Source organism: Nonomuraea deserti (genome assembly GCF_004348685.1).
Classification (GTDB): Bacteria; Actinomycetota; Actinomycetes; order Streptosporangiales; family Streptosporangiaceae; genus Nonomuraea; species Nonomuraea deserti.
Genome location: NZ_SMKO01000071.1, coordinates 24783 through 43567 on the forward strand (window position 1 = coordinate 24783; position 18785 = coordinate 43567).

The 18785-nt window shown below is 71.3% G+C and carries 19 protein-coding genes; 7 read left to right on the plus strand and 12 right to left on the minus strand.

Annotated elements, in window-relative coordinates; translation table 11 throughout:
• Nucleotides 1–22: 22 nt before the first annotated feature.
• A complete protein-coding gene (locus E1292_RS24810; RefSeq protein WP_246090307.1) occupies nt 23–1066 on the plus strand; it encodes an AI-2E family transporter in 1044 nt (347 codons plus the stop codon).
• Nucleotides 1067–1133: 67 nt separating this feature from the next.
• Here the strand turns inward: E1292_RS24810 and E1292_RS24815 are convergent, their stop codons facing one another.
• The gene (locus E1292_RS24815) at nt 1134–1616 is read right to left on the minus strand and encodes a GNAT family N-acetyltransferase (protein ID WP_165974724.1); all 483 of its coding nucleotides are present in this window, start codon (nt 1614–1616) and stop codon (nt 1134–1136) included.
• A gap of 52 nt (nt 1617–1668) precedes the next feature.
• Complete coding sequence (locus tag E1292_RS24820; protein WP_132597612.1) at nt 1669–2217, minus strand: DivIVA domain-containing protein; 549 nt, start codon at nt 2215–2217, stop codon at nt 1669–1671.
• A 112-nt stretch (nt 2218–2329) separates the two neighbouring features.
• On the opposite strand from E1292_RS24820, the gene E1292_RS24825 reads away from it, so the two are divergent.
• On the plus strand, nt 2330–3151 hold the full coding sequence (locus E1292_RS24825) for an ABC transporter ATP-binding protein (protein WP_132597613.1): 822 nt from the start codon (nt 2330–2332) through the stop codon (nt 3149–3151).
• Nucleotides 3148–3819: a hypothetical protein gene (locus E1292_RS24830; protein WP_132597614.1), complete on the plus strand. Its 672-nt coding sequence runs from the start codon at nt 3148–3150 to the stop codon at nt 3817–3819. The genes E1292_RS24825 and E1292_RS24830 overlap by 4 nt, the downstream gene beginning before the upstream one ends.
• Nucleotides 3820–3826: 7 nt before the next feature.
• On the opposite strand, the gene E1292_RS24835 is transcribed toward E1292_RS24830, so the two are convergent.
• Both E1292_RS24835 and rlmN read right to left on the minus strand, forming a co-directional pair.
• The gene (locus E1292_RS24835) at nt 3827–4132 is read right to left on the minus strand and encodes a hypothetical protein (protein ID WP_132597615.1); all 306 of its coding nucleotides are present in this window, start codon (nt 4130–4132) and stop codon (nt 3827–3829) included.
• A 207-nt stretch (nt 4133–4339) separates the two neighbouring features.
• Nucleotides 4340–5440, minus strand: a complete 1101-nt coding sequence (rlmN, locus tag E1292_RS24840; protein WP_132597616.1) for a dual-specificity RNA methyltransferase RlmN — start codon at nt 5438–5440, stop codon at nt 4340–4342.
• Nucleotides 5441–5559: 119 nt separating this feature from the next.
• Between rlmN and E1292_RS24845 the strand changes: the two genes are divergently transcribed.
• Nucleotides 5560–6579 carry a suppressor of fused domain protein gene (locus E1292_RS24845; protein ID WP_132597617.1) on the plus strand — a complete coding sequence of 340 codons (1020 nt, stop codon included), beginning with the start codon at nt 5560–5562 and terminating at the stop codon, nt 6577–6579.
• 6 nt (nt 6580–6585) lie between these two features.
• Here the strand turns inward: E1292_RS24845 and E1292_RS24850 are convergent, their stop codons facing one another.
• The 7 genes from E1292_RS24850 to E1292_RS24880 form a co-directional block, all read right to left on the minus strand.
• The gene (locus tag E1292_RS24850) at nt 6586–7425 is read right to left on the minus strand and encodes a phosphatidate cytidylyltransferase (RefSeq protein WP_246090308.1); all 840 of its coding nucleotides are present in this window, start codon (nt 7423–7425) and stop codon (nt 6586–6588) included.
• Between the two features lie 119 nt (nt 7426–7544).
• On the minus strand, nt 7545–8102 hold the full coding sequence (gene frr / locus E1292_RS24855) for a ribosome recycling factor (protein ID WP_132597618.1): 558 nt from the start codon (nt 8100–8102) through the stop codon (nt 7545–7547).
• A gap of 43 nt (nt 8103–8145) precedes the next feature.
• Nucleotides 8146–8844 (minus strand): UMP kinase, encoded by a 699-nt coding sequence (gene pyrH, locus E1292_RS24860; RefSeq protein WP_220447049.1) that lies wholly within the window; start codon nt 8842–8844, stop codon nt 8146–8148.
• Nucleotides 8845–8989: 145 nt separating this feature from the next.
• Nucleotides 8990–9823 (minus strand): translation elongation factor Ts, encoded by an 834-nt coding sequence (gene tsf, locus E1292_RS24865; protein WP_132597619.1) that lies wholly within the window; start codon nt 9821–9823, stop codon nt 8990–8992.
• Nucleotides 9824–10078: 255 nt separating this feature from the next.
• Nucleotides 10079–11035 carry a 30S ribosomal protein S2 gene (gene rpsB / locus E1292_RS24870; protein ID WP_132597620.1) on the minus strand — a complete coding sequence of 319 codons (957 nt, stop codon included), beginning with the start codon at nt 11033–11035 and terminating at the stop codon, nt 10079–10081.
• A 231-nt stretch (nt 11036–11266) separates the two neighbouring features.
• Nucleotides 11267–11920 carry a response regulator gene (locus E1292_RS24875; RefSeq protein WP_132597621.1) on the minus strand — a complete coding sequence of 218 codons (654 nt, stop codon included), beginning with the start codon at nt 11918–11920 and terminating at the stop codon, nt 11267–11269.
• The gene (locus tag E1292_RS24880) at nt 11884–13014 is read right to left on the minus strand and encodes a sensor histidine kinase (protein ID WP_132597631.1); all 1131 of its coding nucleotides are present in this window, start codon (nt 13012–13014) and stop codon (nt 11884–11886) included. The genes E1292_RS24875 and E1292_RS24880 overlap by 37 nt, the downstream gene beginning before the upstream one ends.
• A 138-nt stretch (nt 13015–13152) precedes the next feature.
• Between E1292_RS24880 and E1292_RS24885 the strand changes: the two genes are divergently transcribed.
• Both E1292_RS24885 and E1292_RS24890 read left to right on the plus strand, forming a co-directional pair.
• Nucleotides 13153–14061 carry an ABC transporter ATP-binding protein gene (locus tag E1292_RS24885; RefSeq protein WP_132597622.1) on the plus strand — a complete coding sequence of 303 codons (909 nt, stop codon included), beginning with the start codon at nt 13153–13155 and terminating at the stop codon, nt 14059–14061.
• Nucleotides 14058–16283 (plus strand): alpha/beta fold hydrolase, encoded by a 2226-nt coding sequence (locus E1292_RS24890; RefSeq protein ID WP_132597623.1) that lies wholly within the window; start codon nt 14058–14060, stop codon nt 16281–16283. The genes E1292_RS24885 and E1292_RS24890 overlap by 4 nt, the downstream gene beginning before the upstream one ends.
• A 21-nt stretch (nt 16284–16304) precedes the next feature.
• Here E1292_RS24890 and E1292_RS24895 read toward each other — a convergent pair whose 3' ends face one another.
• Nucleotides 16305–16919: an ArsR/SmtB family transcription factor gene (locus tag E1292_RS24895; RefSeq protein ID WP_132597624.1), complete on the minus strand. Its 615-nt coding sequence runs from the start codon at nt 16917–16919 to the stop codon at nt 16305–16307.
• A gap of 74 nt (nt 16920–16993) precedes the next feature.
• Between E1292_RS24895 and E1292_RS24900 the strand changes: the two genes are divergently transcribed.
• Complete coding sequence (locus E1292_RS24900; RefSeq protein WP_220447050.1) at nt 16994–18457, plus strand: MFS transporter; 1464 nt, start codon at nt 16994–16996, stop codon at nt 18455–18457.
• The last annotated feature ends 328 nt before the right edge of the window (nt 18458–18785 follow it).

The following is an 18785-nucleotide window of genomic DNA, read 5'->3' on the forward strand; positions in this document are numbered from 1 at the left end:
AGGCGCGATCGGGGGGTTGGGCATGGGGCCGTGGCGGTTGCTCGGGTGGTTCGCGGTCATCGCGGTGGCGTTGTTCTGCCTGCACCACGTGCGTACGGTGGCCATCTCCATCGTCATCGGCGTGTTCCTGACCGCGCTGCTGCTGCCGCCGGCCCGCTGGCTCAGGTCACGGGGGTGCAACAGGGCGGCGGCCACCGCGGTCACGTTCGTCGGCGGGCTGGTGCTGGCGGGCGCGCTCATCGCGCTGCTGGTGCCGCCCACCGTCGCCAGCGTGTCGGAGCTGCGCACGAGCGTCGACCAGGTGCTGCGCGACCTGCACCGCCTGGTCGCCGCCGTCGGGCTGGACGACCAGCGGCTGCTCACCCAGGCCAGGGACTACCTGTCGGGGCAGGGCAGGCAGATCACCACGGGGGCGCTGGCCGGGGTCAGGACGGTCGGCGAGATCGTCGTCGGCGCCGTGCTGGCCGTCATCCTGTCGGTCTACTTCGTGCACGGCGGCGACCGGCTCTTCCGCTGGCTCGTGGACCTCGCACCCGCCTCCGCCAGGAACCGCCTGACCAGGACCGGCGACCTGATCTTCTCCGTGATCGGCCGCTACATCCGCGGGGTGGCGATCGTGGGCGCCGTCGACGGGTTCTTCATCGGCCTCGCGCTGTGGATCCTCGGGGTGCCGCTCGCGCTGCCGCTCGCGGTGCTGACGTTCGTGGGGGCGTTCCTGCCGGTGGTGGGGGCGTTCATGGCGGGGCTGCTGGCCGCGGTGGTAGCGCTCGTGGCCAAGGGCTGGCTGGTGGCGCTGATCGTGGTCGCGGTGACGGTGGCCGTGCAGCAGATGGAGGGGCACGTACTGGCGCCGCAGATCTACGGCAAGGCCCTTGACCTGCCCGGCGCGGTCATCCTGGTCGCCATCACGGTGGGCAGCGTGATCGCGGGCATCACCGGCGCGTTCCTGGCCGCTCCTGTGACCTCCGTGATCGTCGCCCTGCTGCAGAGCAGGAGGAGGCGGGCCGAGCAGCCGGCGGCGGCGGCACGTCCGGCACAACCCCCGCCGGCCCCGGCCACCGGCTGAGCTCCCACGCCCCGGCCGGCCGCCCCAGCTCCCACGCGCCCGCGCCGGCGCCGGCCCCTGCCGGCGGTCAGAGAGCCAGCTCCAGCTCCAGGTAGTGCCGGATCGGGATGCCGTCGGACTCCGCGGGGATGGCGGGTTTGAGCTCGCGTGCCTCGTCCGCCGCGTTGCGGTGCAGGGCGACGAGGTCGAAGCCGTAACGCTGGTAGAAACGCAGGGCATGAGTGTTGTCGTTGGTAGTGATCAGCGTGAGCCGCGCCATCCCGCGTTCGGACGCGAGGGCGCGTACGGCGTCGAGCAGGGCCCGGCCGACCCCCTGCCCGGACAACACCGCGTCGACCGTCACGATCTCGACGGACCCGTCACGGTCGAGGTAGGTGAGCACGCCCGCCACCTCGCCGCCGCTCTCCGCGACGAAGCCGGGCAACTCGACCGCGTCCACCAGCTCGCCGCGACCCAGCGCGATCACGGTGGTGCCACCCCAGCTCTCGCTGAGCACGCGGGCCACCGCCTCGGTGTCGTCAGGCCCGATGGGGCGCACCGATATCGACATAGACCTCATTATGGGTCATCGGGTACGGCCTGCCCGGCACGCTGGAGGACGTCTAGGTGCGCTGGTCGAGAACTTCGGCGATGTCGGCCAGGAAGGAGTCGACGTCCGCGATCAGGTAGCCGGACCGGAACATCACGGTGGAGAACGTGGCCTCCCGCACCTCCTTCGCCGTGACCGGGTAGTCGGTCGTGCCGCGCAGGGTGGCCACGATCCGGTCGAGGAAGGCGTCGATCTCGTCCTCGTTGTAGCCGGTGCCCATACGTCCTGGACGGAAGGCCACCCGCTCGACGCGGGCGGCCTGGGTCTCGAACCACTCCTCCCGCAGCATCTCGCCGGTGGGCTCGGCCATGGCCAGTCGTACGGGCCGCTTGGCCTGCGTCTCCAGCGCCACCACGAACGCCTCGAGCGCGAAGTCGACGGCGGTCTCCTGGTAGCCGCCGCGTTTGGCGCGGAACGTCGCGCCGCGCACCTCGTCGGCAGTGACGGGCTCCATGGTGTGCGAGCCCCTGCCGAGGGTCGACTCGATCCGCCCGATCAGGGCGTCGACTTCGGCGGGGTCATAGCCTGAACGCATGCCCATGACCCGCGGAAAGCGGTTCAAGCCTTGCTCCTCTTGAGATGACGCCGGGACCTCTATTTTGACATTTCGAGCGTGTTACCCGATGCGGTCTTTTATCACGACGATGCGGCCCCGCCTATACCGTTACAGCACCATGCGTCTCTCCCACGTATCCTTCCGCTACCGGTGGCGCGATCCACTGATCATCGAAGACGCCGACGCCGAGCTCTCCCCCGGCGACGTGATCGAGCTGACCGGGGCGAACGGAGCGGGCAAGTCGACCCTGCTCCGCCTCCTCGCGGGGCTCGCCCGGCCGACCGCGGGCACGATCACCGGCCGCCCGGCGGTCGTCGGCTTCGCCCCCGACCGCTTTCCCGCGGGCCAGCCTTTCACGGTGACGCAGTACCTGCGGCACATGTCACGGGTGCGCGGCGGCGCCCCCTGGGAGCCGTGGGCGGAGCGCCTGGCCCTGAGCCACCTGCTCGGACTCCCGCTGGGTGAGCTGTCGAAGGGCAGCGCCCACAAGGTGGGGCTGGTCCAGGCGCTGATGGCCGAGCCGGGACTGCTGATCCTCGACGAGCCATTCGCCGGGCTCGACGCCGACACGCGCGAGGCGCTGCCCGCGATCGCGACCGAGGTGGCGGCCGGGGGCGGCATCGTCATCGCCAGCGACCACCAGGCCGGTCTGCGTGCCCTGCACGGTGTCCGCCACTGGTCGATGATCGCCGGCCGGCTGAAGGAGAGCACGTCGGACACCCCCGCGCCGGAAGCCGAGCCCGCCGCAACCGGGGCCGCCACCACCGCGCGGGACGCCCCGTCCGCCGCGGCCGCGCGGCGCTCAGGCCCTCCGGGCGGGCCGTCCGAGCGCCGGCACGCGACCGTGGCCGTGACGCTGCCGGCCGGCGACGTCCAGCGGTTTCTGGCCAGGATGCACGGCGAGGGTTTCCAGGCCCGCGAGATCGAGGAGAGCGGATGATCGCCCTGGTCGCCTTCCGCCTGGCCGCCTACGTCCGGTCCCACCGCGTCTACCAGGCGCTCCTGCTCGCCCTGGCCCTGCTCGCGATCCTCTACGGCAGCCGAGCCCCGAAGGGCGAGGAGACGTCCGTGCTCACGGACGGCGCCGTGCTGATCGTTCCGGTGCTGGCCTGGGCAGCCAGGAGCCTGCTCGACACCGAGCCGGACCGGCAGCGCGAGATGTCGGCGATCCAGGCGGGCAGCCGGGGCAAGGAGGTGGCCGCGGGGCTGGTCGCGGCCTTCGCGACGTGTGCCGGGCTCGCCGCGATCGCCTTGGGCTGGGCCCTGCTGCTCGGAGTGAGCGCCACCCCGCCGCCCGGCGTGCTGGTCGCCGTGATCGCCCTGCATGCCCTGGCCGCCCTGGCCGGGACGGCGCTGGGCGCCCTCACCAGCCGCGCGATCATGCGCTCCCCCGCCGTCTCGATCACCGCGCTGCTGCTCGGCTTCCTCGCGACGCTGCTGCTCAGCACCTCGCCCCTCTACTGGCTGACCGTGCCGCTGATCCCCTGGATGCGGGCCGCGAACGCCGGCGACCTGCTCGGCCGCTTTCCCGAGCTGGCCGCCCTCTCCCTGGTCTGGTGCCTGATCGGCCTGGCCGGCTATGTCTGGCGCCGCCTCAGGACGAGCTAGTGCCGCATCACCGGGTGAGCGCGCGAAGCTCGTCAACGAGGCCGGCCCTGCCGGACCTCGCCGCTGTCCGCGCCTGCTGGATCCTGACTGTCGCGGTCGTGACCTCTCTGACCGGCCGACGGGATTCGCGCCAGGCTCTCGTCGTGGTCATGTTCACCTGCAGCCGGTGCGGTACGGCGGTAACCCTCGACGTGTGATCAGGTCGAACGGCCCACGCGGAACGATCGTGGTGAACGTCGACGATCTCATCGCTCTGGCTCCTCATCCCGATCGCGAGAGCATGGGCGGGTGTTGCGGCTTCGACCCGGATCATGGCCGCAGCCTGGTCTGCGAAGCGTGTGGTCAGGAGGTCGCCACCGAGGCGAACGACTGCGGCATGCGGTGGCACTGGGTGAGGCTCTTTCCCGGCGCGGTGCTCGGCGCGCCTCCCGCTCCCGCTCCTGTGCCGGGCGCTGTCCGCCGCAGACACGACGGACGTCGTAGCCGCCGGTAGCCCGGACGGCTCAGGGCTGCCCTTCGCTCACTCCGCGGCGGCCAGCTGCCCGCACGCGCCGTCGATCTCGCGCCCGCGGGTGTCGCGGACCGTCACGGCCACCCCGTGGAACTGCAGCCGTCGAACGAAGGCCCGCTCGTCCTCGGGCCGCGACGCCGTCCACTTGGAGCCCGGCGTGGGGTTGAGCGGGATCAGATTGACGTGCACCAGTTTGTTCTTCACCAGCTTGCCGAGCAGATCGGCCCGCCACTCCTGGTCGTTGATGTCCTTGATCAGGGCGTATTCGATCGAGACCCGCCGCTTGGTCCTGGCCGCGTACGCCCAGGCCGCGTCGAGGACCTCGGCCACCTTCCACCGCGTGTTGATCGGCACGAGGGTGTCGCGCAGCTCGTCGTCGGGCGCGTGCAGCGACAGCGCCAGCGTGACCGGCAGCCCCTCGTCGGCGAGCTTGCCGATGGCGGGCACCAGCCCCACCGTGGAGACGGTGACGCCGCGCGCGGAGATGCCGAGGCCCTGCGGCGCGGGCTCCACCAGCCGCCGCACCGCGCCGATCACCTGCTTGTAGTTGGCCAGCGGCTCGCCCATGCCCATGAACACGACGTTGCTCACCCGGCCGGGGCCGCCCGGCACCTCACCGGCGGCCAGCGCGCGAGCGCCGGAGACCACCTGCTCGACGATCTCGGCGGTCGACATGTTGCGGGTCAGACCCGCCTGGCCGGTGGCGCAGAACGGGCAGTTCATGCCGCAGCCGGCCTGCGACGACACGCACATCGTCACCCGGTCGGGATAGCGCATCAGCACCGACTCGACCAGCGCCCCGTCGAACAGCCGCCACAACGTCTTGCGGGTCGTGCCGCCGTCGGTGGCCATCTCCCTGACCGGCGTGAGCAGCTCGGGCAGCAGCGCGGACAGCGTCTCGCGGGACGCGGCCGGCAGATCGGTCATCGAGCCGACGTCGCTGGTCAGGCGCTCGAAATAGTGGCGTGAGAGCTGGTCGGCACGGAACGCCTTCTCGCCCAGCTCGGTGACCGCGGCCCGACGATCGGCCATCGACAGGTCGGCCAGGTGCCGTGCGGGCTTGGCCCGCCGGGGCGCGACGAAGGTGAGCTGGCCTGGGGGCTGGGACACGTTGCCGCCTTTGCTTGAGGGGTTGTCGGCCAGGGTAATGAACGTTGGGATCGGAGGTGGCATTCCTGGTGTTGGTTGGGCTCGCGTCACGGTTGCCGGCCGATCTACAGTCATCTCGTATGGCGATTTTCCGGGCGGCATCTGGCGAGGGTGGCGCCGAGGTCGTCCTCGCCGCGGGCAACCCGTACGGCAGCCGGACGCTCGTGGTCGAGCGTGATGAGGACTCCTCGGTAGCTTACCTGTGCTCGCCCGACGGCACGGTGCACGGCGCCGTGTGGCTGGCCAACCACCGCCCCGCCCCGCCGGTGGTCGACCTGGCCAGGATCAACGCCGGCCTGCCGCCGCTGATGCCGAGGGCCGGCACGCTGCACCCCGAGGGCCGCCGGCCGCTCGGGCAGCTCGGCACGCTGTGGTTCGAGGAGGGCGACGGCGTGGCGCTCTACGAGGACGACGACCTGCTGGCGGTCATCCCCGGCTGGGCCGACATGAACAGGGGCATGCCCGGTTACGCGCGCGACGCGGTGGGCGAGTCACCGTTCGCGTGGGCGCTGTCGGAGGCGCTCGAAGGGCTGCGTCCGCGCATCTCCAACGCCCAGTCCTACTGGCGCTGGCGGCACGGCGAGGGTTCGTGGCCGTCGTTCCAGCAGTTCGTGATGGGTCATCTGGACCGCGCGCTCGGCCCGGCGGGCAGGTACTGGGACGCCGGCGGCGAGCGGCTGCCGACCGTCGGCATCACCGAGCGTCCGCCTCACCGGGATCGCGACTTCACCGTGCTGTCGACGGTGGGGATGAGCTGCCAGCGCATGCCCACGGTGGAGCAGTGGATCGACAAGCCGGGCGCGTACGCCAGGATCGAGCTGGCCGTGGCCACCCGGGAGGACCCGAAGGACGCGGCGCTGCTGCTGGTGTGGTTGTCGCAATATCCGTGGCATTCGGTCACGTGGCTCGGCCACGGGCACACGGCGAAGTGGTATCACGAGCCTGCGACGTTCCCGCTCGGGCCGCAGTATTCGGGGGTGCTGATGGTGCACAGCCCACCCCACATGCCTGACATGTCGGGGTTCGCGTTCGGGGGCGAGGCCGTACGGTGGCTCTGGCTGACCCCCGTCACAGCGGAGGCGCTGGAGACACACCGGTAGAAGGCGCTAGAAGAACACCGTCATCAGCAGCCAGGCCGGCACCAGCACCGTCACGAGCGAGTCGAGCCGGTCCATCAGGCCGCCGTGCCCGGGCAGGATCGTGCCCAGGTCCTTGATGCCGAGGTCCCGCTTGATCATCGACTCGATGAGATCACCCGCGGTCGCCAGCACCGCCGCGAGCCCACCGATCAGCGCCCCCTGCCAGAGCTCGCCTCCGAGCAGCCACGTCACCAGCCAGCCGCCGACCGCCACACACGCGACGAGCGACCCGGCGAAGCCCTCCCAGGTCTTCTTCGGGCTGATCACCGTCATCTGGTGGCGGCCGAACAGCACCCCGGCGACGTAACCGCCGATGTCGCTGGCGATGGTCACCGCGATGAAGATCAGCACCCGGTGGTCGCCGTCGTCCGGCTTGAGGAGCAGCGCCACGAACGCGGCCAGCATGCAGGGGTAGAAGAGCGTGAACACCGACGCGGACGCGTCGCGCACGTAGCCGTCGGTGCCGTCGCTGAACATCCGCCAGATCAGCAGGACGAGCGCGAACCCGGCGAACGCGGCCAGTAACCAGACCGAACCGCCCCAGTAGGCCGCCACCTGCATCGCCACCAGCCCGGCGAGCACGGGCGCGACCGGCACCTTGATGTCACGGGTCGCGAACGCCCTGATCAGCTCCACCGTGCCGACGCCCACGGCCCCCGCGACCACCAGGAGGAACAGCTCCTTGATCGTGTAGAGGGTGCCGAGGACCAACGCGCCCAGCACGACGCCCACCGCGATCGCGGCGGGCAGGTTCCTGCCGGTACGGCTGCCGCCGCTCGAGCTGGTGCCAGCCGTACTTTTTTCCACAGAGTTCTCCAAAGCCGCGGCCCCCGCCGTCTGGGCGAGGGCCGCAGAGTGCATGCCCGCTGCCTTCGCCCCAGGTGGCAGGGGCCCCACCGGAGGCGGCCCGCCGCCGGGCGCGCCGCTCAGACTTCGAGCAGTTCGGCTTCCTTGACCTTGAGCAGCTCGTCGATCTTCGCGACGTGCTTCTGGGTGAGGTCGTCGAGCTCCTTCTCGGCCCGCCTGACCTCGTCCTCGCCCGCGTCGCCGTCCTTCATCATCTTGTCGAGGACCTCCTTGGCGGACCGGCGGATGTTGCGCACCGACACCTTGGCGTGCTCGCCCTTGTTCCTGGCGACCTTGATGTATTCCTTGCGGCGCTCCTCGGACAGCTCCGGGAACGTCACGCGGATCACCTGGCCGTCGTCGGTCGGGTTGACGCCGAGGTCGGAGTCGCGGATGGCCCTCTCGATCGCGGACATGGAGCTCTTGTCGTAGGGCTGGATGAGCACCATGCGCGCCTCGGGCACGTGGAACGACGCCAGCTGCTGGATCGGCGTCGGCGTGCCGTAATATTCGGCGTTGATCTTGTTGAACATCGAGGGGGTGACCCGGCCCGTACGGATGCTCGCGAAGTCCTCCTTCGCGACAGACACGGCCTTGTCCATTTTGTCCTCGGCTTCGAGGAGGGTTTCGTCGATCACAGCGGCTCCCTGTCTACTAGCTGGCGGTGTCGGGCTCGCTCGCTCATTTGCCTGCGGGACTGACCAGCGTGCCGATTTTCTCACCGCGGACGGCGCGCAGGATGTTGCCCTCGCCCATGAGGTCGAAGACCACGATCGGCAGATCGTTGTCCTTGCACAGGCTGATCGCGGTGGCGTCCATGACCGCGAGGTCGCGGAGCAGCACCTCGCCGTAGTCAAGGTGGTCAAATCTGACCGCATCCGGATTTTTGCGGGGATCGGAATCGTAGATCCCGTCCACCTGTGTGCCCTTGAGCAGCGCCTCGGCGCCGATCTCGAGAGCCCGCTGGGACGCCGCGGTGTCGGTGGAGAAGAAGGGCGACCCGAGCCCGGCGCCGAAGATGACCACGCGCCCCTTCTCGAGATGCCTGATCGCGCGGCGCGGCAGGAACGGCTCGGCCACCTGCTGCATGGTGATGGCCGTCTGCACGCGTGTCTCCACGCCCCGCCGTTCGAGGAAGTCCTGCAGGGCCAGGCAGTTGATGACCGTGCCGAGCATGCCCATGTAGTCGGCCCTGGCCCGGTCGATGCCCCCTTGCGAGAGGGTGGCGCCGCGGAACATGTTGCCGCCGCCGACCACGACCGCGACCTGCACGCCCTCCTGGACCGCCTCGGCGATCGAGTCGGCCAGGTGGTCGACGATCACCGGGTCGATGCCCAGCGGCTCGCTGCCGGCGAACGCCTCGCCCGACAGCTTCAGCATCACCCGTTTCCACCGCAGCGGGCTTGACGGGTGTGGGGACGAGGAAGCCGCCGTCCGTGGGGATTCGTGGGCTGGCTCCCGGTGTTCCTGCACGGCGGCGGCCTCCTTCGTTCGGCGGTTCGTTGAGCTGGCGGCTTGCCTAAGCCTAAGCCTGACCGACCTTGAAACGGACAAAGCCCAGGACCTCGACGCCGTTCTCCTCGGCGTACTTGCCCACGCTCTTCTTGCCGTCCTTGACGAAGGTCTGCTGGAGGAGGGTGAAGTCTTTGTACCAGCCGTTGACGCGGCCCTCGACGATCTTGCCGATCGCGGCCTCGGGCTTGCCCTCCTCGCGGGTCATCTCCTCGAAGAGCTTGCGCTCCTTCTCGACGACCTCGGCGGGCACGGAGGCCGCCTTGAGGTATTGCGGGGCCATCGCCGCGGCGTGCTGCGCGACGTCCTTGGCGACCTCGGCGTTGGGCTTGTCGAGCTGGACCAGCACGCCGACCGCGGGCGGCAGCGCCGGGTCGGTGCGGTGCATGTAGGCGCCGACGTAGCCGCCGTCCAGCACCGCGAACCGGCGGATCTCGATCTTCTCGCCGAGCGCGGCGTTGGCGGTGTCGAGGTGCTCCTTGACGGTCTTGCCGTCGAACGAGGACTCCAGCAGCGCCGCCACGTCGGCGGGCCTGGTCTCGAGGATGTGCGCCACGACCTGGGCGGCCAGTTCCTGGAAGCGCTCGCCCTTCGCCACGAAGTCGGTCTCGCAGTTGAGCTCCAGGAGCGCGGCGGCGGAGTCGCCGTCCTGCTTGAGCGCGACGAGGCCGTTGGAGGCGGTGCGGGCCTCGCGCTTGCCCACGTCCTTGGCGCCCTTGAGGCGCAGCAGCTCGATGGCGCGGTCGAAGTCGCCGTCGGACTCCTCGAGCGCCTTCTTGCAGGCCATCATGCCGGCAGCGGTGATCTCGCGAAGCCGCTTGACGTCGGCCATGTTCACGGAAGCCATTGCTCTTATTCCTTGTGGGATTTCGTCGTCGTGGATCGGGCGGGCGCCGTGATCGGCGGCCCACCCTGGGGTCGGCACGGCGGGCGCGTGCCGTACAGGAACTCTGCCTCGCCCGGGGGCGCGCACCGGCTCGGCCCTACTGCGGCCTCGCCCGGCATACTGCCCAGCCTCGCCGCGGCCTATCACCTGTGCGGTCCCGGCTTCGCCAGGCCGGGACGCGTCCCCGTCGGTGGGGACGCGTCCCTCGATCAGCCGTCAGGACTGCTGCTCGGGCTTGTCCTCGGCGCTGGCCTCGGCCTCGGCCTCGGCCGCGGGAGCGGTCTCAGCCGGAGCCTCGGCCGCGGCGGCCGGCTCGGCGGGAGCGGGCTCGGCCGGGGCGGCCTCGGCCGGAGCCTCGGGAGCGGCGGCGGCGTCGGCCTCACCCGCCGGACGCTCGCCGGTGCCCTGCTCGATGAGCTCGCGCTCCCACTCGGCCAGCGGCTCGGCGGCGGCCGGCTTCTCGTCACCGCGGGCGGCGCCGGAGCGGGCCATCAGACCGGCGGCGACACCGTCGGCGACGACCCGGGTCAGCAGCCCGACGGCGCGGATGGCGTCGTCGTTGCCCGGGATCGGGTAGTCGACCTCGTCGGGGTCGCAGTTGGTGTCGAGGATCGCGACGACAGGGATGCCGAGCTTCTTGGCCTCGCTGATCGCGATGTGCTCCTTCTTGGTGTCGACGACCCACACCGCGCTGGGCACGCGGCCCATGTCACGGATGCCGCCGAGCGTGCGCTCGAGCTTGTCCTTCTCGCGCCGGCGCATGAGGAGCTCCTTCTTGGTGAGCCCCGAGGCGGCGACGTTGTCGAAGTCGAGCTCCTCGAGCTCCTTCAGGCGCTGCAGCCTCTTGTGCACGGTGGAGAAGTTGGTGAGCATGCCGCCCAGCCAGCGCTGGTTGACGTAGGGCATGCCGACCCTGGCCGCCTGCTCGGAGATAGCCTCCTGAGCCTGCTTCTTCGTGCCGATGAACAGGATCGTGCCGCCGTGGGCGACGGTCTCCTTCACGAAGTCGTAGGCGCGGTCGATGTAGGACAGCGACTTCTGCAGGTCGATGATGTAGATGCCGTTGCGCTCGGTGAAGATGAAGCGCTTCATCTTCGGGTTCCAGCGCCGGGTCTGGTGACCGAAGTGAACGCCGCTCTCGAGCAGCTGTCGCATGGTGACGACGGGGGCCATGTGCTGGTCCTCCAGGTCTGGGCGCCCTGCGGATGGGCGCGATTCTCGGTTGTGACGCGACAGCGCGTGTCTGCCGCCCTGATGCCCCGAAACCGCTCCAGCCGGGCGCCTGGCCCGGACCGATGGCGCGGTCCGCAATGAGGCATGCGAAGTCGGCCTGTGCCACAGGCCACCGGAAAGTCTACCTCCCACGCCGCCTCAGGCTGACCGCATGTGGTCAAACGGCACGGGTCAGCCCGGTTCCGCCTTCAAGTAGGCCAGTACCGCCACGACCCGGCGGTTGTGATCGTCGCTCGGCGGCAGGCCGAGCTTGGCGAAGATGTTGTTGGTGTGCTTGGCGATGGCCTTGTCCGTGACGAGCAGGCGGGCGGCGATCGCGGCGTTCGACAGGCCCTCGGCCATGAGCGCGAGCACCTCGTGCTCCCTGGGGGTCAGCCGGCCCAGCGGTTCGTCGCGCTCCCTGCGGGTGAGCAGCTGGCCGATCACCTCGGAGTCCATCGCCGTGCCTCCGGCCGCCACCCTGCGCACCGCCTCGACGAACTGCTCGACGTCGCCGATCCGGTCCTTCAGCAGGTAGCCGACCGCACCCGCCTGGTCGGACAGCAGCTCACGGGCGTAGAGCTGCTCCACGTACTGCGAAAGGATCAGCACCGGCAGCCCCGGCCGGCGCCTGCGTGCCTCCAGCGCGACGCGCAGCCCCTCGTCGGTCAGGGTCGGTGGCAGCCGTACGTCGATCACGGCGACGTCCGGCCGGTGGCGGGTCAGCGCGCTGAGCAGCATCGGCCCGTTGTCGACCGCCTCGACCACCTCGAACCCGGACGCCGACAGCAGGCGGACGAGCCCGTCCCTTAGGAGGGCGAGATCTTCTGCGATGACAACGCGCACGGTATCTCCACGATGAACTCGGTCGGCCCGCCGGCCGGGCTGCGGACGTCGAGCGTCCCGTCGAACGCCGACAACCGGCGCCTGATGCCGTCGATGCCGGTGCCGCCCGGGTCGGCGCCGCCCCGCCCGTCGTCGCCCACCACCAGCCGCAGGACGCCGCCCGAGTGGCCCAGCCGCACCCACGCGCGGTGGGCGCCGCTGTGCTTGGCCGCGTTCGTCAGGGCCTCGGCGGCGGCGAAGTAGACCGCGGACTCGACGGGCGCCTCCGGCCGGGCGGGCAGGTCGATGTCGACGTCCACCGTGATCGGGACGTGCAGCGCGGCGGCCTCGACGGCGCCCGCCAGCCCCCGGTCCGCCAGCACGGGAGGGTGGATGCCGTTGACCAGGTCACGCAGGTCGGCCAGGGCCTGCCCGGCCGACTCCCACGCCTCCCCCAGCAACGCGCGAACCTGCGCGGGATCGCTCGCGCTCCTGGCCAGGCCGAGGTTCATGCGGACCGAGACCAGCCTGGCCTGCGCGCCGTCGTGCAGGTCGCGCTCGATCCTGCGCAGCTCGGCCGCCTGCGCGCTCACCGCCGCGGCCCGCGACTCGGTCAGCTGCCTGACCCGGTCTGTGTCACCGGGCCGCAGGATCAGCTCCGCCAGCCAAGCCTGCGCCCTGTCCAGGAGCGGGACGGCGGCCACCGCCACGGCGACGATGGCGACGACCGCCAGCGACAGGGCGAGCGTGAGCGGGCTGTTGGGCCGCACCGCCTGCAGATCCCACAGGACGGCGTCGGCCGACAGCACCCCGCCGACGAGCAGCACGCCGCCGGGGCCGGTCACGGCCTGCACCGCCAGCCAGGCGGTCTCGCGCCCTTCAGCGCGCTCCGGCCCCGCCGGCTCGTGGCCGAGCACGCGGGCCGCCCTGGCCAGCTGGAACGTCGCCAGGCTGTGCACCATCGAGCGCACCCGGACCAGTGGCCGCACGCCCGGCCCGCCGATCGGGACCAGCACCGCGCACCCGGCCAGCAGCACGAGCAGCACCCAGGCCGCCACGCCGGCGGCGGCGTTCAGCAGCAGCCCGGACACGGGCTCGGCCATGCGGCGCGTCATGCTCACCCGAGCAGTCTGCCCGGTTCCCACGACCGGCGCGGTAGGCCTGGCCCCACCATCATGGGTGGCGAAATCCCACCGTCGCGGGGGACGCAGGGCGATGGAGGACGCGGCCCCGCACGCGGAGGCTGGGTGCCCATGATTGCAGTAACGGACCTGACGATGCGGTACGGCGACGCGCTCGCGGTCGACGACCTGACCTTCGAGGTGCGGCCCGGCCTGGTGACCGGCTTCCTCGGCCCCAACGGCGCGGGCAAGTCCACCACGATGCGGGTGATCCTCGGCCTGGAGACGCCCGACGCCGGCACGGCGCTCGTGGGCGGACGGCCGTACGTGTCCTTCCGCCGTCCCATGCGCGAGGTCGGCGCGCTCCTGGACGCGGGCGCGGTGCACGGCGGGCGCACCGCCGCCATGCACCTGCGCTGCCTGGCACGCAGCAACGACATCGGACGCGAGCGCGTCGGCGAGGTGCTGGAGCAGGTGGGGCTGGCAGAGGTCGCCGGCCGGCGGATCGCCGGGTTCTCGCTGGGCATGCGGCAGCGGCTCGGCATCGCGGCCGCGCTGCTGGGAGATCCCGGCGTGCTGATGTTCGACGAGCCGGTCAACGGGCTCGACCCCGAGGGGATCCGCTGGATCAGGGAGCTGATGCGCCGGCTGGCGGGCGAAGGTCGCACCGTCCTCGTCTCCAGCCACCTCATGAGCGAGATGGCGCTGACCGCCGACCACCTCGTGGTCATCGGGCGGGGGCGGCTGGTCGCCGACACCGCCATGGCGGAGCTGGCGGCGCGGTTCGAGGGGGACGTGCTGGTCCGGGCGGCCGGTCAGGAGGCTTTCGCCCACGTGCTGCGGGCCTCCGGGGCGAGCGTGCGCGAGGAGCCAGGCGGGCTGTCGGTGACCGGCCTGGACGCCTCGCGGATCGGCGAGCTGGCCCTGCGCCACGGGGTCGCGCTGCGCGAGCTGACGCCGCGCGGCGCCTCGCTGGAGGAGGCGTTCATGGAACTGACCGAGGACAGCCTGGAGTTCGCCGCGGAAGGGAGCACCCGATGATGGCCGCCGTCGCCGCCGAATGGCTGAAGTTGCGCTCGCTGCGGTCGAACCTCGGCCTGCTGGCCCTCTCGGCGCTGCCCGTGCTGCTGTGCGCGGGCATCGCCTACATGGTCGTGCGAGGGTTCGACCGGCAGACGGGGGACGACCTGCTGCGTTTCGAGAGCCTCGGCACCGGGCTGGGGACGGGGCTGCCCGTCGCGTACTTCCTCATGGCCGCGGCGGGGACCCTGTCGATCACGTCGGAACACGCCACCGGCATGATCGGGACGAGCCTCGTGGCCGTGCCACGGCGGCAGGTGTTCCTGTTCGCCAAGATCCCCGCCCTGGCTGCCGTCACGCTGGTGATCGGGCAGCTGCTCGTGTTCTGCATGCACGTCGCCACCATGGCCGTGGTCGGCGAGCGCGCCGGGCACGTGCTCATCGACGGCCGGACGCTGGGCCTCTCCCTGGCGGACCCGGGGGTGACGGCGGAACTCCTGGTCGCCGGGGCGGCCATGCCGCTGGCCGCGATGACAGGGCTCGGGCTCGGCGCGGCCATCCGTTCCGCCGCCGGAACCCTGGTCACGCTGATCGTGCTCATGTTCGTCCTGCCCATCGTGGCCCAGGCGCTGCCGAGCCCGATGGGGCCGCGGATCGCCTCGTACATGTTCGAGAACCTGCCCGCCCAGATCGCCTCTGGAGACGGCGTCCTGGCGCCGCCGGTGGCGGGCGCCCTGCTGCTCGCCCACCCCGTCGCGGCGCTCACCGCGGGAGCGGTCGCCATCGCTGCCCGCGGCCGCGGCGTCAGGCCCCTGCTCGCGGGAGGCCTGCCGGCCGCGCTCCTGGCGGGCACGGCCGTCGTCGCGCCGGGCGCCGCGGCGTCCTCCGCGCTGTCGTGGCGGCCGTGCGGCGAGAGCCTGGAGTGCGCCTCCGTCCAGGTGCCGGTCGACTGGTCGAAGCAGGACGGGCGGACCGTCACCATCCAGGTCGCCCGGCTGCCCGCCACCGGCGCGCACCGCGTCATGGGCACGGTTCTCGCCGTTCCCGGCGGGCCGGGCGGGGACGGCGTCGAGGACCTCAGGGACAAGGGCGGGGCCTTCGCGACGCTCCGGCAGCGTTTCCACGTGGTGAGCCTCGCGCCGCGCAACACCACCGACCTGGGCGTCATCCCGTTCGACTGCCTCGCCACCGGGCCGTGGATCACCCTTCCCGCCGACCGCGCCGCTTACGACCGGGTGGGGGCGCGGAACCGGAAGTACGCCGAGGAGTGCCGAGCGGCCGACCCCGAGTACTTCGACCACCTCGACTCCGCCTCCGTCGCCAGGGACATCGACGCGATCCGGGCCGCGCTGGGCGAGCCGCGGCTCAGTCTCGTCGCCACGTCGTACGGCGGGGTGGTCGCCACCACGTACGCGCGCCTGTTCCCCGACCGCGTCCGCGCGCTGTACATCGACGGCAGCATCGATCACCAGGCCGACCAGGAGACCCGGCTGAGGCACAGAACCGCGGCCGTCGAGCAGCAGTTCGCCCGCTTCGTCGAATGGTGCAAGACCGCCACCGCGTGTGCCCTCAACGGCCGCGACGCCGGCGCCGCCTGGCGCGGGCTCGTCGCCGCCGCGGACCGCTCGCCCGTCCCCGTGCGCGGGAGTGACACCGCTTACAGCGGTTTCGACTTCAAGGTCGCCGCGGCGCCCGACGTGATCAGCCCGGGTCCGGCCCCCGACTTCCCCAACTGGCAGCGCTTCGCCAGGTCCATCGACCGCGCCACGGCGGGCGACGCCTCCGGCTTCGCCGATCTCGTCGAGCAGGTCACGAAGAGCCTGAAGGTGCCGTCCTTCCGCGGCCAGAACGTCACCCAGTGCGCGGACGGGCTGATGTTCGCGGACTACGGGGAGTTCCGGCGGCTCAAGGCGCTCGGGGAACGACTGTCGCCGAACTTCGCGGGCAACGAGCTCTGGCATCGGCTGGGGTGCGTCGGCTGGCCCACGCCGGTCGGCAACCCTCCGGCCCCGATGCCCGCCGACCGGCTGCCGCCGATCCTCGGCGCGGGCACCTGGACCGACCACGGGGACGTCGCCACCGCCGCGGCCAGAGTGCCCGGCTCGGCCACGATCCGGTACGAGGGGCCGGGACACGCGCTCTACCTGTCGGGCAACCAGTGCGTCATCGCCCACGCCAACCGGTATCTCACGTATCTGCGCCTGCCCCCTGCCGGCGCCGCGTGCGAGCCCCTTCAGCCGTAGGGTCGGGGGCTGCCGGAGGCGTCAGGGCGCGTCGTGGTCCTCCGTGGGCAGGCCGGGGGCCACCCGCTTCGCGACCGGGAACAGTTTGATCTGCGCCTCGGCGATCCTGGCGCCGCTCGGGGCCTCGTCCTGGCTGCGGAAGCGGGCGACGTACGGCTCGAGCAGCTTTTTGATCTCCTCGTTGAGCTGGGCGAGTTCCTGGGCGTCGACCCTGATCCTGGTGCGGCTGAAACTGCGCGCGTCGCGCCACTCCTCCGTGTCGTTGTCGAGGCTGGTCCAACTACGTTCCGCCTCCTCGTTGGCCTCTTTGGTGAACAGCGCTATCAACGACTTCTTCGCCTCGCGCACGTCCGGCGAGTCGCCGGGATGGGTGCCCACGCCGATCGGCGTGTCCGAGACCTTCCACAAGCGTTCCCTGCCGTCTCCGCGGGGCGGCGCGTCCTCGACCAGACCGTATTTGGCGAGCATGCGCAGGTGATAGCTGGCGGCGCTGGGCGTGATGCCCGCGTTCTCGGCCACCTCGGTGGCGGTGGCGCTGCCCTCGTCGGCCAGTCGGACGAGGATCGCCAGCCGCGCCGAATGGGCCAGCGCCCGCATCGCCTTCGGATCGCTGAGCCAATCAGGTTCCCGCGTCATGTGCCCACGGTACTCCTGCCCGCCGAACACCTGAAAGGTTGCCTTCACAACTCTGAAGGATTACCTTCACATCTATGAAGGGAACCTTTCAGACCTGGCGTGGCCGTCGTGACGCCGAACGCCCGGCCGTCGGGCCGCCAGTCGGGCCGCCCGCCGGGCCGCCCGGCGCGAACAGCCCGGCCACCGGACCCGGATCTCCTCCTCCGTCCGGGACCTCCCCCCACCTCGGAGCCGCCCCCGCTCCTCTGCGCAAGCAGCGCGACTACCGCCTGCTCTGGACCGCCAGGACGGTCTCGATCACCGGGTCGGAAGTGTCCAAGCTGGCCATCCCCCTGACCGCGGTGACCCTGCTGACCGCATCGCCCTCACAGATGGGCCTGCTGACCGCGGCCGCTTCGGTGCCCGCCCTGCTGTTCGGCCTGCAGTCAGGGGCGATCGCCGACCGGCTCACGCGGCACCGACCCCTGATGATCGCCTGCGAGCTCGTCTCCTGCGCGGCCGCCGCCACCGTACCCGTGGCCTGGTTACTGGGCATGCTGAACGTCAGCTGGCTGATCATCGTGGCCCTCGTGATCGGCACGGCCGGAGTGCTGTTCAGAGCCGCGAACTTCCCCCATCTGGCGGCCGTCGTCCCCTCCGGGCAGCGCACCGAGGCGATGGCCGGCCTTCAGGCGTCCTACTCGGTGGCCTCCGTGAGCGGACCAGGGCTGGCCGGGCTCCTGGTGCAGGTGCTCACGGCACCGCTGGCCGTACTGGCGGAGGCGCTGTCGTTCCTGGCCTCCGCCCTGCTGCTGCGCTCCATCCGTACCCCGGAGCGGAACGAGCCGGCCGCCTCCCGGGGGATGTGGCGCGACGTCATGGAAGGGTTGAAGGTCAGCGTCACCCATCCGGTCCTGCGCGCGCTCCTCGGCGCGGGCGTCACGATCAACTTCTTCGCGATGGCGTTCACGGCCGTCTACATGCTGTACATGGTGAACACCCTCGGCATCCCCAAGGGTCTGATCGGCGTACTCATCGCGTTGGGCGGAGCGGGTGGCCTGCTGGGCGCCTGGCTCTCGGCCCGCCTGTCCAAGCGCTACGGCGAGAACCGCGTCCTGCTCGCCGCGGTGCTCTTCTTCCCCTCGGAGATCCTCGCGGTGGGGCTGCTGACCGGCCCGCTGTGGTGGAAACTGTCGGTCCTGGCCGTGACGGGCACGCTCACGGGCGGCATCGTGGTGGCCTTCGCCACCTGCATGGGCGCTATCACCCTGCGCGACACCACCGCCGAGCTGCGCGGCCGGGTCAACGCCACCATGACGTTCGCGGTGCAGGGCGTCCTCGCCCTCGGCGGTCTCGTCGGAGGCCTTCTCGCGGAGGCGATCGGGCTGCGTCCGGTCATCCTGGTCTGCGCCGCGGGCATCGCCCTGAGCACCCTCTGGATCTGGGCGTCTCCGCTGCGTCCGCGCCGTACCAGGTTCAGGGCCTCGGGCGAGGCAGGCGCCGACCCGGCACTCTCCTCGTCGCTGAACGACCTGCTCAACTCCAAGTCCTGGATCTGACGCCCGCGCCGCTGCCCTCCGTGGCCCCCACGATCCCCGCCACGCCGCACGCCGGAGCACGCTCGGCTCGTACTGGGCCGATCGCCGGGCTCACTCGCGGGCCGACCGGTGTGCAGCACGGCCGCCGGACCCCAGTCGATGCCCTGCCTGTGGACAACCCAGCGTCCTCCACAGAACAGCGTTCACCGACCCACCGCCGAGGCGCCTTATCCAAAACTCGCGCCATGAACCCCCACCCGCCAACACACCTGTCACTTATACACATCTGACACTGCCGACGGCTAGACGAGGGTAGATCTCGGTGGTGGCCGGCTCATTAAAAAAAAAA